Raw genomic sequence first — 13,982 nt, 5'->3', positions numbered from 1 at the left:
GAAACATACCAACTGCCTGGTTAGGGGAAGCCCTATGCGCCGCGCTCAGCCGATCTTGCGAGCTCAGCCGACCGGCTGGTCCATGGTCGCCCGGTCTTTCGCGGACTCGCCGCGGGCCTTTCGCCGCCGGATAAAAGCCACCACCACGGCAGCCGCGGAAAGGATAACCGAGAGAAGTTCCGGTTGTGGGCCGAATCGGGTCGCGAGTGTCACGCTGCTCCGCAATGGCAGTTCGGCGACCAGGGCGGCGGGTACGAACTTCGGTGTCTGCTGCTGGACCGTGCCGTCCGCGGTGATAATGGCGCTGACACCGGAGGTGGCGGCGACCACGAGGGCACGACCGTGTTCGACGGCGCGGATCCGGGACATGGCCAGCTGCTGATAGGTCATTTCGCTGTCGCCGAAGGTGGCGTTGTTGGTGGGCACGATCAGCAGTTGCGCACCCGCGTGCATGGAATCCTGGAAGGCTCGGTCGAAGGCGACCTCGTAGCAGGTCGCGACGCCGATATCGATGCCGTCGGCATGCACAGTGCCGTTACCGTTGCCTGGGACGAAGTATCCGGCGCGGTCGGCGTATTCGGAGAACAGGCGGAAGAAGCCGCGCATGGGCAGGTATTCGCCGAACGGCTGGATGATCTTCTTGTCGTGCCGCTCTCCCGGACCGGCCGCACCGTTCCAGACGATGACCGAGTTCGTTGTCGTGCGATCGCCGTTCACCAGCACCGCGCCGACGAGGATCGGCGCGCCGATCTGCTCGGACGCCTCGGTGATCTCCGCGGCCGCGTCGGCATTGCGCAGGGGGTCGATGTCGGATGAGTTCTCCGGCCAGATCACCACGTCCGGCTTGCGTGCCTTGCCCTCCGCGACCGCCCGAGCCAATTCCTCGGTGCGCCGGACATGGTTGTCCAGTACGGCGCGGCGCTGGGCATTGAAGTCCAACCCGAGCCGTGGCACGCTTCCCTGGATGGCGGCGACCGTGATCGTCCTGTCCCCCTCCCCGGGGCCGGGCAACGCGGTCCGGAGGATCGCTCCGGTGACCGGGATGATAACCAGAGTCGCCGCCGCGGCGATAATGCCGAGGCCGGTCATGGTATTCGCACGGCCTGGCTCGACAGCCGAAGGATTATCCGTCGGCGCGACTGTCGTGCGAGTCCACAAGTGCAGCAGCAGTGCCGCTGCGGCGGTTGCGGTGAGCGCCACCGCGAATCCGACGAGCGGCGCGCCGCCGACCATGGCCAGCGAGAGGTACCACCCGTCGGCCTGTCCGAACGCCAACCGCCCCCACGGGAATCCGCCGAACGGAAAGCTCGATCGCAGCCACTCGGTGGCCGTCCACGTCAACGCCACCCACACCGGCCACCCCGGCAGCGAAAACAACGACCGCGCGGCGAGCCCGAATAGCCCTATATATAGGGAACACACTGTCGACAACGCGAGCCACGGCACCGGCCCCACGTAGATCCCGGTCCACGGCAACAACGGAACGAAGAACCCGAGCCCCGCCAGGAACCCGTACCCGAACCCCCCACGCAACCGCGCGGCGCCGCGCACGGTCAGGGTCAGCACCACGATCCCGATCGGCGCGAGGAACCAGAACGGGCGCGGCGGAAAGCTTCCGAAGATGAGCAGCCCCGAAACCACCGCCGCCACCGACCGACTCAGTACCGGATACCGCACGAGCGCGGCCGTTATGCGCCCCACGCCCGATGTTTCAGGCCTCATGGATGGTGACTCCGCGGTGGACAGTGCGCAAGCAGGTGGGCAGGGATGCGTTCGGGTCGAGAGGCGGTAGGCCGGGGACGCGCGAGCGGGGGTCGGTGGACCAGCGTTGGACGGTGTCGGCGGCGGCTGCGACGACGAGGTCGGCGGCGTCCCAGATCGCATAGGAGGCGGGGGCCCCCGGGACCAGAGTGCCGGCGACACCATCGCGGATGCCGCCCGCGCGCCAGGCACCGCGGGTGGCGGCGGCGAAGGCGGCACGGGGTGAGAGGCCGTGGCCGGGGGTGCGGTGGTTGACCGCGGCGCGAACCGCCGACCAGGGGTCGAGTGCGGTGACCGGTGCGTCCGAGCCGATAGCGAGGGCGATGCCCGCTGCGGCCATCGCCGCGAACGGATTCAGGGTCGCGGCGCGTTCGGCGCCGAGGCGGGTGGCGTACATGCCGTGCGGACCACCCCAGGTCGCGTCGAAACCCGGCTGGACACTGGCGATTACGCCCCACGCGGCCAGTTTCGCGATCTGATCGGCATCGATCATCTCGGCATGCTCGACGCGGTGCGCGCGGGACGCGACGGCCGGACCACCGAGTTCGGCGACCACGCGTTCGAATCCGGCGACGACAGCGTCCATCGCAGCATCACCGATGACGTGGAATCCGGCTTGGACGCCCGCCTCGGTGCAGGCGCGCACATGTGCGGCGATCGTATCGGCGTCGAGGTAGCCGAGACCGGTTCCGGCGCCATCGGCGTAAGGCGCGCGAAGCCGGGCACTGTGCGAACCGATCGAACCGTCCACGAACAGGTCGCCGCCGAGCGCGTGCACCCCGAGTTCGGCGACCAGCGCCCGCGCCTCGTCAGCGGTGCGCACCACCTCACCCCAATAGGCGCGGACTTCCACACCGTGGTCGAACTCGAGCAACTCACGAATATCGGTGCGCCCGGCAATCTCCGGTCCCCCGCATTCGTGCACGGCCACGACACCGTGTGCGGCCGCCGCATCCAGCGCCGCCTTGCGCGCCCGATCCCGTTGTGCGCGATCCAATCCCGAGAGAACCGCCGTGCGCACCAGATGATGCGCGTCGGCGCGTAGGGGTGCACCGCGGGTGAAGCCCGATGCGGCTGTGACGGCCGCGGTCAACAACGCCGACGACACCACCGCCGAATGCGCGTCCACCCGTGACAGATACACCTGTCGCCCCGGCTGCACCGCTGCGTCGATCTCCTCGACTGTCGGCGGCCGACCTTCCGGCCATGCGGTCTCGTCCCAGCCGTCACCGAGAATCGCGCCGTCGGGATGCGACGCCGCGAATGCGCGCAACAGTTCCAGGCAGTGTTCGAGTGAGCGTGCCGCCGACAGATCGAGTCCGGTCAGCTTCGAGCCCAGCGCCGTGACGTGCACGTGCGGATCGACGAACGCCGGTGCCACGAAAGCACCGTCCAGGTCGATGATCTCCGCATCTCGATGCAGCGCGCGTCCGGGTTGTTCGGCGCCGAGCCACACCACGGTGCCATCGGTCACGGCCATTGCCGTCGCGTCGGGTGAACTCGAGCTATAGAAACGACCGCCGATCAGCAACTGGGTACTCACGAGACACCAGTCTGCCGTATGCGTGTTTCAGTCGGTCGAGTCGGACAGCCTCCCCGACGGCGAAACGTCCGCGGGTTGTGCGAGCACCGCCATGACCTCCGCGTATTTCGGCGGCGCGCCACCAGGGGCGGCCCGCGTACCCGCCTCCACCGCGATCAGTTCCAACCGCAATGCCGCAGCCGTGAATCCGGAAATCGACTGTCCCGCAGCCGCCGCGGCCTGCCGAACCGCCGCTGCCAGCTCCGCACTCACCGTGACAGTGAGCTCTTCGGTCGCCATCTGGCCACCCTAGTCCTTTGATCCGTCTCACAAAATGGGCACGAGGGTGATAGTCGGCACGGTTTATCGAAGCGGCCCGATGTGAACCCGAACAGACGCGACGGATCCTTCCGAGCAATCGCTACGGGAGAGCGGGGCGAGTCGACGGGCGAGGGTCGTCGTACCACTCGGTGACGACCACGCCGTCGACCACATCGTCCCCGTCGATGATCACGCCGCGATACGGCATCGCCGCCGCCAGTCGGCCGAACCGGCGCGCGGCGAACGCGGTGACCAGCGGACGGACCAGGAAGCGCGTCGGCGGCAGCAGCAGGAGCAGCCCGAAGAACGAGGTGACCAGGCCAGGGATGAACATCAGGAACCCACCCGCAGCGACGAGCGCCCCGTCGGCGACCGCGGTACCCGGATTGATCTCCCCACGCCCGGCGCGCCGGAATTGTTCGAAGACGCGACGACCTTGGGAACCGATGAGCAGCATGCCCGCGGCGGACCCGGCAATGAGCAGCAGGATGGTCGGCATCACCCCGATGAGGTGGCCGACGCCGATCAGCGCGACGATCTCGACGATGACGTAGAGCACGAACAGTACGGCGGGCATGGCGATCCTTTCGGACGATCTACCCGGTTCAACGTCGCACGGTCCGATTTTTCTCCCGATCACTCCTGATAGCTCGCTGAGATCTCAGCCGCCCGGTCGCACCAGCCCGGTCTCATAGGCCAGCACCACCGCTTGAACCCGGTCGCGCAGACCGAGTTTCGTCAGCACCCGCCCGACGTGTGTCTTGACGGTGGCCTCGGACAGATACAGCTGCTCGGCGATCTCGGCGTTCGAGCGCCCTGCCGCGATCTGCTCCAGCACCTCACGCTCCCGCGCGGTCAGCACATCGAGTACCACCGGATCCCGCGTACCGCCGCCCGGGTCATCGCCGATGAGCCGGTCCAGCAGTCGCTTGGTCACCTTCGGCGACACCACCGCATCGCCGCCCGCGACACTCCGGATCGCCGAGACCAGATCCTCGGGCGGCGTGTCCTTCAACAGGAATCCGCTCGCGCCGGCTCGCAGCGCGCCCAATAGGTGTTCGTCGAGATCGAATGTGGTCATCATCAGTACCTTGCAGCCGTCACCCGCCTCGACGATGCGCTGGGTGGCGGATACCCCGTCGACGACCGGCATCCGCACATCCATCAGCACTACATCCGGCCGTAACTCCTTGGCCCGGGATATCGCGGCGGCTCCGTTCTCGGCCTCCCCGATCACCTCGATGTCCGGATGCGCACCGAGCACCATCTTCAACCCCATACGCATGAGTTCCTGATCATCGACAACGAGAACGGTAATCGGCACGTCCTTAATCTATCGGCCCCGTCCAGCGTGTTTTACGCACCATGCGCGGCGCCGCATCGGATGCGATCTTGCATGACACCCGCCGGTTGTCCGTCATGACACCAGAGCTGCACCCCGCGCGAATGCGCGGCGGCGCAGTGCTAGACCATGGCCGCGGGGGTGGCGGCTACGAGACCGCCGTCGATGAGCAGGTCCTGGCCGTTGATGTATGACGCCTCGTCAGAGGCGAGAAAGGCGACCGCGGCGGCAACGTCTGCTGAGGTGCCGATGCGCCCCGCCGCCACGGTGGCGACGGCGGCGGCCTGCACTTCCGGCGAGGCTTCGGCATAGAACGCGGGAGTCCCGGTGTAACCCGGACTGACCGAGTTGACCCGGATGCGCCTGGGTGCCAGTTCGGCCGCCAGTGTGCGTGCGAGGTTGTGCACCGCCGCTTTGGTCGCCGAGTAGAGTGCCGCGCCGGGCCCGCCCCGATGCAATGCGAATGATGCGTTGATCACGATCGCGCCACCATCGGCCAGTAGCGGGAGGGTCTGCTGGATGGTGAAGAACGTGGCCTTGAAGTTGATATCGACGACCCGGTAGAACTCGGCCTCGGTGACATCGGCGACCGCCTGGAATGCACCGACGCCCGCATTGGCGAAAACCACGTCCAGGCGCCCGTAACGGTCTCGGATCGCGGCCGTCAACACGTCGAGATCGGCGAGATCGGCTGCGTCGCCGGGGATTCCGAGGACGCGATCGCCACCGTTCAGCTCTTCGACCGCCGCATCGAGGCGGGATTTGTCCCGTCCGGTGATGACCACCCGCCCGCCCTCGTCGAGCAATCTGCGCGCGGTGGCCGAACCCATACCGCTGGTTCCGCCGGTGATCAGCGCGATCTTGTCGTCGAATCGGGAATTGCTCGGCATGGCACTACCTCTCATACAGTTGGATAGTTCAAAAACATATGTACAGTTCGACTGTTTGTCAACAATCGAGCTATCCTTGGCGGTGTGATGACTGCACATCCCGAGCGGGATCGGATCGAGTTGGTGAATGTGTTCGCCGCGCTGGGAAATCCGTTGCGGCTGCGGATCGTTCGCGTGCTCGCGGATGGGGCCGAGCACACCTGCGGCTCGATCGTGGACGGTGTGCCCAAATCCAATCTGACACACCACTATCGGGTACTTCGCGATGCGGGCATCATCTGGCAGCGGCCGTCCGGACGAGAAACCTTGCAGTCGTTGCGCCGTGACGATCTCGACGCCCGATTCCCGGGTTTGCTGGATTCGGTGATCGACGCGGCCCGCCGGGATCAGTCGGAGACGAACCGAATTTGATCACGGTTTGGCCGCATGGCGCGCGCGAAAGTCGGGGTTACCGTATCCAAGTCGGGTTATGCCGTACTGTGCCCGCGTGCCGCCATCCGCCCTCCGCGATCGCAAACGAGAACGTACCCGCCGCGCCCTCCTCGAGGCTGCTGTCGAGCTTTTCGAGAATAGAGGCTATGAGGAAACCACGGTGGCCGATATCGCCGCCGTGGCCGAGGTCGGTACCCGAACCTTCTTCAACTACTTCGCCAGTAAGGAAGAGTTGCTCTTCCAGGAACAGGACGAACGGGTGCGCGCCGCAGTGGCGGCCATTGCGACTCGTCGACCCGGCGAGCGGCCGGTGGAGGTGCTCCTGCGCGCATTGCGTGCGGCGGGTGACAGTCCCGGCGAACATCTCGTCGATGATCTGAGCGCGCGCATTGCCGCACTGCGCGCACAGGTTTCGCGCACGGTCCCCGCGGTAAGCGGACGAGCCGCACATGCGCAACTGGTCGCGCAGCGCGAGATCGCGCGGCAGTTGCATATGGCATTTCCCGCCGAATTGGACGAGGTCGGCGCCGCCGCACTGGTCGGCGCCGTGGTCGGCGCGGTGTCCGGCGCGCTGACGGTGCTGTTCCAGAGTCCGGTGACCGGAGTCGACGGCGAGCGGCTGCACCGCCAGATCCACGAAACGACCTCGCGCGTACTGCAGCCGTGGCTCGCGTCGAATACCAAGATGCATGCCGGACCGATGCACTGATCCGTCAGCCGAATTGCTGCCAGCCCAAACGGATCACCATGACGATGACGACCATCAGCAGTACGACGCGCACGAACTTCGCGCCGTTGCGTAATGCCATGTGCGAGCCAATGATCGCGCCCGCCACATTGCCGACCGCCATGGCCGCGCCCAGCACGAACATGATGTGGCCGGTGACGCCGAAGTAGATCAGTGCGCCGACATTGGATCCGCAGTTGATTACCTTGGCCATCGCGGCCGCGCGCACGAATTCGGTGCCGAGCAGGGTGGCGAAGGTAATGATCAGGAAGGTACCGGTGCCGGGGCCGAGCAGTCCGTCGTAGAACCCGATCAACCCGGCGGCCAGCGCGATCACGAGCACGAACTTGCGCCGGGACGGTGCGTGCGTGGCGAGGGTGATGCCGATCGACGGGCGCAGCGTCACGAATATCGCGACACCGACCAGCACGACCATCACGATCGGAATGAACAGGTCGCGATCGATGAGGGACACCGCGGCCGCACCGGTCGCCGCGGTGACCGCAGCAATCGCCGCCGCGGGCAGCAGCATGCGCCACCGCATGGGAACTTTGCGCGCGAATGTCACGACCGATGCACTGGTGCCCGCGACCGCGGCGAGTTTATTGGTGCCGAGTGCGGTCTGTGGCGCGATGCCCGGTGCGACGACGAACAGTGTCGGGAGGATGATCAATCCGCCGCCGCCGACCACCGCATCCACCCAGCCCGCGGCGGTCGCGGCCGTCAGTAGGGCCACCCAGTCTGAAAAATCCACCCGGTCACCCAACCAGATGGTCGGACCGTGCGCGTCCACACCTAGGCTGATGCTCGTGCGCCGGTTCAGTCTGTGGCTTCGCGGCAAGCCCCTCATCTCGGATTCGCTATTGGCCGCCGTGCTGATGCTGCTCGAGATTCTCGGGGTCGGCAATTCCGATAGCAAGCTGGCCTACCTGGGAATCGGTGTGCTGTTGACGGGACCGGTGGCGTTCAGGCGGCTGTACCCGCGGGCGATGGCGGGCGCGATGCTCGGTCTCTCGATCGCCTCGACGCTGGTGAGCTACGCGGCCGACGACAACACCAACCATATCGCGCTGTTGGGGCTCGGCATCATGCTCTATACGCTGGTCGCGTATGTCGGTCGCAAGGACGGACTGTGGTACGCGCTCGGCCTGATCGCCTACAGCTGCATCTCATTTCTCGTGGTACACAAACCGGCCGGTTCGGATCTGATCTTCACCGCGATGTTCTACGCGCTGTGCTGGACGTTGGCCGAATTCATCGGCGCCAGACACGCTTACGACCAAGAAGTGGCGGCACGGCTCGCAGTCGCCGACTACGACCGGGAACGCCGCGCGCACGATGCCGTTGCCGCCGAACGCACTCGCATCGCCCGCGAACTGCACGATGTCGTCGCTCATGCGGTCAGTGTGATCATCGTGCAGGCCGACGGTGCGAAGTACGCGCTACGCCGCGATCCGGACGCGGCCGAACGGGCGTTGACCACGATCGCAGGCACCGGTCGGGAGGCCTTGCGGGAATTGCGCCGAACCGTCGCACTGCTGCGCATCGAGCACGCTCCGGATCAGTTGCCGCAGCACGGAACCGCGGGGCTGGCGAAGGTGGTCGAAATGATGCGCGATACCGGCCTCGCGGTGGAACTCGAAATGACCGGGGAGCTCGACGATATCGCGCCCGAGGTGAGTCTCGGCACGCACCGCATCGTGCAGGAATCACTGACCAATACGCTCCGGCACGCAGGCTCTCATCCGAAGGCATGGGTGCGGGTGCAGCGCTGCGATGCGGACGTGGTCATCGAAGTCACCGATACCGGTGGAGTTTCGGTGCAGGAGCAGGCCGTGAGCCCGATCGTCGGCGGCGGTATGGGATTGGTCGGCATGCGCGAACGCATCGCCGTACTCGGCGGCACGCTGGAAGCGGGCCGCACCGCCGACGGCACGTGGCGGGTACACGCGACCATTCCGCTGGTGCGCGGCAACGAAAACGGTTAGCCGGGTGGCGTTTTGCGTCGATCGCCCTGGATCACTGGTTTCCACCGAGTCGGTTCTGTTCACATTGTGGTACCCGAAAGGCCGAACTCACCGCGGCCGACCGAATCTGCGCCCGCGGGTGTGGCCATCGACGCGACCGCGATCACAACGCCGCGGTCAACCTCGCCGCCTGGAGCGAGACGGTCTCACTGCATCTCAGTGTTGAGCGAGACGCTGTAGGTTTGATCGGGTGAGCATCGCGACTTCCAAGGATGTGGACGCCGAGTTCCTTGCGTTACCACTGCACGCGCTCGCCGACGCCGCGCTGTCCGCGGCGCGTGCGGCGGGTGCGCAGCACGCCGAACTGCGGGTGCATCGGCTGGTCACCCAGTCGATCCGCCTGCGTGACGGCCGAGTCGAGGCGATCAGCAATGCCACCGACCTCGGATTCGCCGTCCGCGTGATCGTCGACGGCACCTGGGGTTTCGCCTCGCATGCCGCGCTCACCCCGGAGACAGCGGCCGAGGTCGCGCGCCGGGCGGTCAAGGTGGCGACGACCCTGCGCGCCCTCAATCGCGAGCGCGTCGAACTCGCCGACGAGCCGCGATACGACGATGCGCATTGGGTTTCGGCCTACGACGTGGACCCGTTCACGGTGCCGACCGCCGACAAGGTCGGTGTACTGCAGGATTATTCGGGCCGTCTGTCCGCCGCCGACGGCGTCGATCACGTCACCGCCTCGGTGCTGCAGGTCAAGGAGCAGACCTTCTACGCCGACACCGTGGGCTCCGCGATCACGCAGCAGCGCGTGCGCCTGCACCCGCAGCTCGAGGCGATCACCGTGGACGCGGCGGCGGGGGTGTTCGAGACCATGTGCACCCTCGCAGCGCCAGTCGGACGCGGATGGGAGTACGTCACTGGAGCGGACGGAATCTGGGACTGGAGTGACGAACTCGCACGGATCCCGGGGTGGCTTGCCGAGAAGGTGAAGGCGCCGAGCGTCGAGGCGGGCCCGACCGACCTGGTGATCGACCCGACCAATCTGTGGCTGACCATTCACGAATCCATCGGCCACGCCACCGAATACGACCGCGCCATCGGCTACGAATCCGCCTACGCGGGCACCTCGTTCGCGACCCCGGACAAACTCGGCACCTTGCAGTACGGAACGCCGATCATGCACGTCACCGGTGACCGCACCGAGGTGCACGGACTGGCCTCGGTCGGCTACGACGACGAGGGTGTCGCCGGACAGCGCTGGGATCTGGTGCGCGACGGCATTCTGGTCGGCTACCAACTCGACCGCGTCTTCGCCCCGCGCCTCGGCCTCGAACGCTCGAACGGCTGCTCCTACGCGGACTCAGCCCACCATGTGCCGATCCAGCGCATGGCCAATGTGTCGCTGCAACCGGATCCCGAAAACGACACCAGCACCGCCGAACTCATCTCCCGGGTCGAGAACGGCATCTATGTTGTCGGCGACAAGTCCTGGTCGATCGATATGCAGCGTTACAACTTCCAGTTCACCGGCCAGCGATTCTTCCGCATTCGCGGCGGCAAGCTCGACGGTCAGCTGCGCGATGTCGCCTATCAGGCCACCACCACCGACTTCTGGGGTGCCATGGAGGCGGTCGGCGGACCGTCCACCTGGCGCCTCGGCGGCGCATTCAACTGCGGTAAGGCCCAACCCGGCCAGGTCGCTGCGGTCAGCCACGGCTGCCCGTCGATCCTGGTGCGCGGCATCAACATTCTCAATACCCGGACGGAGGCAGGCCAGTGACCGAGGTGATGATGCCCGCTGGTGCCATCGTCGATCAGGCGCTCGCGCTGTCGCATGCGGACGAGGCGATGGTCATCGTCACCGATGCGCATGAGGCGTCACTGCGCTGGGCGGGCAACTCGATGACCACCAATGGCTCCTCGATTTCCCGGGACTGGGCGGTCATTTCGATCTTCCGCGACGGCCCGAACTCCGCACGCGTCGGCAGCGTCGGCTCCACCAGCGTCGACCCGGCCGAGATCGAAGCGGTTGTCCGCGCCAGCGAGACGGCGGCCCGCAGCGCCGAACCCGCGAAGGATGCAATGCCGCTGCTCATGCCGGATTCGGATGATCTGCCGAACGCCGGCAGCGACTGGGCGGCCGCGCCGGGCAGCACCGGAATCGAGGTGTTCACCGACCTCGCCCACGACCTGGCCGGCGGATTCGACGGCGCCGATCGGCTCTACGGTTTCGCCCACCACCAGATGCATACGATGTGGCTGGGCACGTCCACGGGTATTCGCCGTCGCTTCGTGCAGCCCACCGGTTCGGTGGAGATCAATGGAAAGCGGGGCGAGGGCGCGGATCTCGCGAGTGCGTGGGTTGGTGTCGGCACCTCGGACTTCACCGATGTCGACGTACTCGGGCTGCTCACCGAATTGTCACGGCGGTTGGATTGGGCCAAGCGACGGGTCGAACTGCCCGCGGGTCGCTACGAAACCCTACTGCCGCCCTCGGCTGTCGCGGATCTGATGATCTACCTGGCCTGGTCGATGGAGGGCCGCGGCGCGCACGAGGGGCACAGTGCCTTCGCCAAGGCTGGCGGCACCCGAATCGGGGAGCGGCTCAGCGATATCCCATTGACGCTCTACTCCGACCCGAACGCGCGCGGCCTCGAATATCGTCCGTTCCTGGCGACTTCGTCGTCCTCGGAATCGCTGTCGGTCTTCGACAACGGTATGTCGGCCGGGCGGGTGGACTGGCTGCGCGACGGCGTCATCCAATCGCTGGTCTACCCACGCGCCACCGCCGCCGAATTCGGCGCTCCCACTACGATTCCCGGCGATAATCTGCTGATGACCGGCGGCTCCCGCGCGAGCATCGACGCGATGATCGCCGACACCGAGCGTGGCCTACTGCTGACCACGCTCTGGTACATCCGCGAGGTCGATCCCGCCACCCTACTGCTCACCGGTCTCACCCGCGACGGCGTCTACCTGGTCGAAAACGGCGCGGTCACCGCCGCGGTCAATAACTTCCGCTTCAACGAAAGCCCTCTCGACCTGCTGCGCCGCACCACCGAAGCTGGTGCCACCGAAACCACCCTCCCCCGGGAATGGAAGGACTGGTTCACCCGAACCGCCATGCCGCCCTTGCGCATCCCGGATTTCCACATGTCCTCGGTCAGCCAGGCGACCTGACGGCGGCGGGCTCCCGCCGCGGGAGCCCGCAAACTACGCGGCCGGGGTGATCTCGAGGCCGATGGTGCCGGACTTGCCGCGGCGAATGCTGCTCGCGGTCACCAGAATCGGGCCGAGTAGCCAGTACTTCTTCTTGATCAGCTTGCGCACCCGTTCGGTGCCGGCGGCATCGAGCACCCGGCCGGTGCCTTCGATGACGTCACCGCGCGGCTTACCGGACGGATTGCACGGCTGGAAGGTGACGGCGGGATTGTTGCGCAGCCGCTTGACCTTCCAGCTGTTGGTCTCGGTCCACACATACAGCTTGCCATCGTCCTCGGCGGCCCAGACGGCGGTGCCGACCGGTGTGCCATCCTTGCGGAAGGTCGTCAGCAGCACGTAATCGGCCTTGCCGACCGCACCCAGCGTGTTCGTCATGCGGCCAGCCTATCCGCCAGCGGACCAGCGGGCGCCCGCCATCAGTCCGGCATCCGGTATTCACCCGCCTCCAGGCGCTCGAGTACGCCACCGGTCCATTGCGACAGGTTCTCGAACACGCCGCTCCACAGCTCGAGCAGATCGGTTGCATGCGGCGGTTCGTGTCGGCCGGGGAAGGTCGGGATCATGGCGAGCAAATCGTCGCGAACAGCCGCGGCATTGCGGCGTTGTTCGCGCAACTTCTCGATAACGTGCGCACGTGGCAGCACATCCATGAAGGCGATCCCCGCACCCAGCTCCTCCATATCGACGCTGACCAGCGCCTCGTCCATGAGCTTGCGAAACTCGGCCTCCCCCGTCTCGGTCAGTTCGAACAGGGTCCGCCCCGGACCCTCGGTACTCCCCTGGGTTCCGTACGCGCTCAATTTCCCTTCCTGCGTCAGCTGTTTCAGCGCGTGATAGATCGACCCAGGCTTCACATTCGTCCAGGTTTCGGCACGCCAAGACAGCAGTTCGCGACGCACGGCATAGCCATAGGTGGGCTGACGCAACCGCATCACGCCGAGGACGAGCAGGCGCACAGCCGACATCCGGACATCCCTTCTCTCGAAACAGCCATACTACTCAAATTTGACTTCTGACATTTCACCGCCATAACCTCGGGTAGTCAAAATTGATTACCGCTAGTGAGGTGGGCGATGACGAGCGATACAGCGGTTCCGGTGTTGTGGAGCGGCGATCTGAAGGACACCCTCGGCTTCTACCGAGCTCTGGGCTACACGGTGACCCATGAGCAGACCAGGCCATACGCCTACGGCGCGATCGAGGCCAATGGCTGCGCGGTCCATTTCGCCGCAGCTCCGCCGGGCACCGAACTCCCCACGGAACAGGTCGGCTGCCTGGTCATGCTCGACGATGTCGCAGAGCGCCACGGCGCATTCACCGCGGCACTGCGCAAGCGTTACGGGAAGGTCCCCGCGAAGGGTTGCCCGCGCATCACCCGATTCCGCCCCGGCCAAAGCAGATTCAGCGTGGTCGACCCGGTGGGCAATACCATCATCTACATCCAACGCGACGAGCCCGAAGACGTCGAGTACGGCGGCTCGCGCGAACTCGACGGCCTGGCCCGGGTGCTGGACAATGCCCGCATCCTGCGCGATTTCAAGAATGACGATGCGACCGCCATCCGAGTGCTCGAGGTCGGCCTCGGTCGCTACGGCGCGCAAGCGTCGGCTGTCGATAAGGCTCAGGCGCTCGCGGCGCTGGCCGAATTGGTCATCGCCACCGGCGATTCCGAGCGGGTCGAGGAGTTGCGCGCCGAACTCAGGGCCATACCGCTCTCGGCAGCCGAACGCGCGAGCGTCGCGACCGCGGTGCGCGCCGCCACCGATCTCGCGGATTGGCTCTCTGAAACAGAGTGAGA

16 protein-coding genes are annotated in these 13,982 nt (G+C 66.3%); 7 read left to right on the top strand and 9 right to left on the bottom strand.

The annotated features are described in order from the left end of the window. Positions 1-63: 63 nt before the first annotated feature. The 6 genes from lnt to AB0L63_RS06125 all read right to left on the bottom strand — a co-directional run bounded on the left by lnt (position 64) and on the right by AB0L63_RS06125 (position 5,836). Positions 64-1,722, bottom strand: a complete 1,659-nt coding sequence (lnt, locus tag AB0L63_RS06150; RefSeq protein ID WP_364495301.1) for an apolipoprotein N-acyltransferase — start codon at positions 1,720-1,722, stop codon at positions 64-66. Beyond that, complete coding sequence (locus AB0L63_RS06145) at positions 1,712-3,304, bottom strand: amidohydrolase family protein (protein ID WP_364495298.1); 1,593 nt, start codon at positions 3,302-3,304, stop codon at positions 1,712-1,714. The genes lnt and AB0L63_RS06145 overlap by 11 nt, the downstream gene beginning before the upstream one ends. A 27-nt stretch (positions 3,305-3,331) precedes the next feature. After that, a complete protein-coding gene (locus AB0L63_RS06140; protein ID WP_364495295.1) occupies positions 3,332-3,583 on the bottom strand; it encodes a hypothetical protein in 252 nt (83 codons plus the stop codon). Between the two features lie 121 nt (positions 3,584-3,704). Continuing rightward, on the bottom strand, positions 3,705-4,181 hold the full coding sequence (locus tag AB0L63_RS06135; RefSeq protein WP_364495292.1) for an FxsA family protein: 477 nt from the start codon (positions 4,179-4,181) through the stop codon (positions 3,705-3,707). Between the two features lie 84 nt (positions 4,182-4,265). Next, positions 4,266-4,928, bottom strand: a complete 663-nt coding sequence (locus AB0L63_RS06130) for a response regulator transcription factor (protein WP_364495289.1) — start codon at positions 4,926-4,928, stop codon at positions 4,266-4,268. 140 nt (positions 4,929-5,068) lie between these two features. After that, a complete protein-coding gene (locus AB0L63_RS06125; RefSeq protein WP_364495287.1) occupies positions 5,069-5,836 on the bottom strand; it encodes a glucose 1-dehydrogenase in 768 nt (255 codons plus the stop codon). An 87-nt stretch (positions 5,837-5,923) separates the two neighbouring features. Here AB0L63_RS06125 and AB0L63_RS06120 point away from each other — a divergent pair, with 87 nt between their 5' ends. Further along, entirely contained in the window at positions 5,924-6,247 is a 324-nt protein-coding gene (locus tag AB0L63_RS06120; RefSeq protein WP_364495284.1) for a helix-turn-helix domain-containing protein, read from the top strand. A gap of 76 nt (positions 6,248-6,323) precedes the next feature. Next, positions 6,324-6,977 carry a helix-turn-helix domain-containing protein gene (locus AB0L63_RS06115; RefSeq protein ID WP_364495281.1) on the top strand — a complete coding sequence of 218 codons (654 nt, stop codon included), beginning with the start codon at positions 6,324-6,326 and terminating at the stop codon, positions 6,975-6,977. A 4-nt stretch (positions 6,978-6,981) separates the two neighbouring features. Here AB0L63_RS06115 and AB0L63_RS06110 read toward each other — a convergent pair whose 3' ends face one another. Then, complete coding sequence (locus AB0L63_RS06110) at positions 6,982-7,749, bottom strand: TSUP family transporter (protein ID WP_364495279.1); 768 nt, start codon at positions 7,747-7,749, stop codon at positions 6,982-6,984. A gap of 55 nt (positions 7,750-7,804) precedes the next feature. Between AB0L63_RS06110 and AB0L63_RS06105 the strand changes: the two genes are divergently transcribed. The 4 genes from AB0L63_RS06105 to AB0L63_RS06090 are packed head-to-tail and all read left to right on the top strand — an operon-like array spanning position 7,805 to position 12,142. Beyond that, positions 7,805-8,983 carry a histidine kinase gene (locus AB0L63_RS06105; RefSeq protein ID WP_364495276.1) on the top strand — a complete coding sequence of 393 codons (1,179 nt, stop codon included), beginning with the start codon at positions 7,805-7,807 and terminating at the stop codon, positions 8,981-8,983. Next, on the top strand, positions 8,932-9,216 hold the full coding sequence (locus AB0L63_RS06100; RefSeq protein ID WP_364495269.1) for a zinc ribbon domain-containing protein: 285 nt from the start codon (positions 8,932-8,934) through the stop codon (positions 9,214-9,216). Before AB0L63_RS06105 ends, AB0L63_RS06100 begins: the two co-directional genes overlap by 52 nt. Then, positions 9,213-10,742 carry a TldD/PmbA family protein gene (locus AB0L63_RS06095; protein ID WP_364495266.1) on the top strand — a complete coding sequence of 510 codons (1,530 nt, stop codon included), beginning with the start codon at positions 9,213-9,215 and terminating at the stop codon, positions 10,740-10,742. Before AB0L63_RS06100 ends, AB0L63_RS06095 begins: the two co-directional genes overlap by 4 nt. An 8-nt stretch (positions 10,743-10,750) precedes the next feature. Then, complete coding sequence (locus tag AB0L63_RS06090) at positions 10,751-12,142, top strand: metallopeptidase TldD-related protein (protein ID WP_364495683.1); 1,392 nt, start codon at positions 10,751-10,753, stop codon at positions 12,140-12,142. Between the two features lie 33 nt (positions 12,143-12,175). Here AB0L63_RS06090 and AB0L63_RS06085 read toward each other — a convergent pair whose 3' ends face one another. Next, positions 12,176-12,559: a PPOX class F420-dependent oxidoreductase gene (locus AB0L63_RS06085; protein WP_364495263.1), complete on the bottom strand. Its 384-nt coding sequence runs from the start codon at positions 12,557-12,559 to the stop codon at positions 12,176-12,178. A 41-nt stretch (positions 12,560-12,600) separates the two neighbouring features. Beyond that, positions 12,601-13,149: a helix-turn-helix transcriptional regulator gene (locus AB0L63_RS06080; protein ID WP_364495261.1), complete on the bottom strand. Its 549-nt coding sequence runs from the start codon at positions 13,147-13,149 to the stop codon at positions 12,601-12,603. A gap of 108 nt (positions 13,150-13,257) precedes the next feature. Between AB0L63_RS06080 and AB0L63_RS06075 the strand changes: the two genes are divergently transcribed. Continuing rightward, positions 13,258-13,980 carry a glyoxalase gene (locus tag AB0L63_RS06075; protein WP_364495258.1) on the top strand — a complete coding sequence of 241 codons (723 nt, stop codon included), beginning with the start codon at positions 13,258-13,260 and terminating at the stop codon, positions 13,978-13,980. Positions 13,981-13,982 lie beyond the last annotated feature (2 nt).

The sequence above is a fragment of the Nocardia sp. NPDC051990 genome, assembly GCF_040680755.1.
Classification (GTDB): domain Bacteria; phylum Actinomycetota; class Actinomycetes; order Mycobacteriales; family Mycobacteriaceae; genus Nocardia.
Note: the sequence above shows the minus strand (reverse complement) of the source record. Positions and strands in the feature narration are given on the sequence as shown.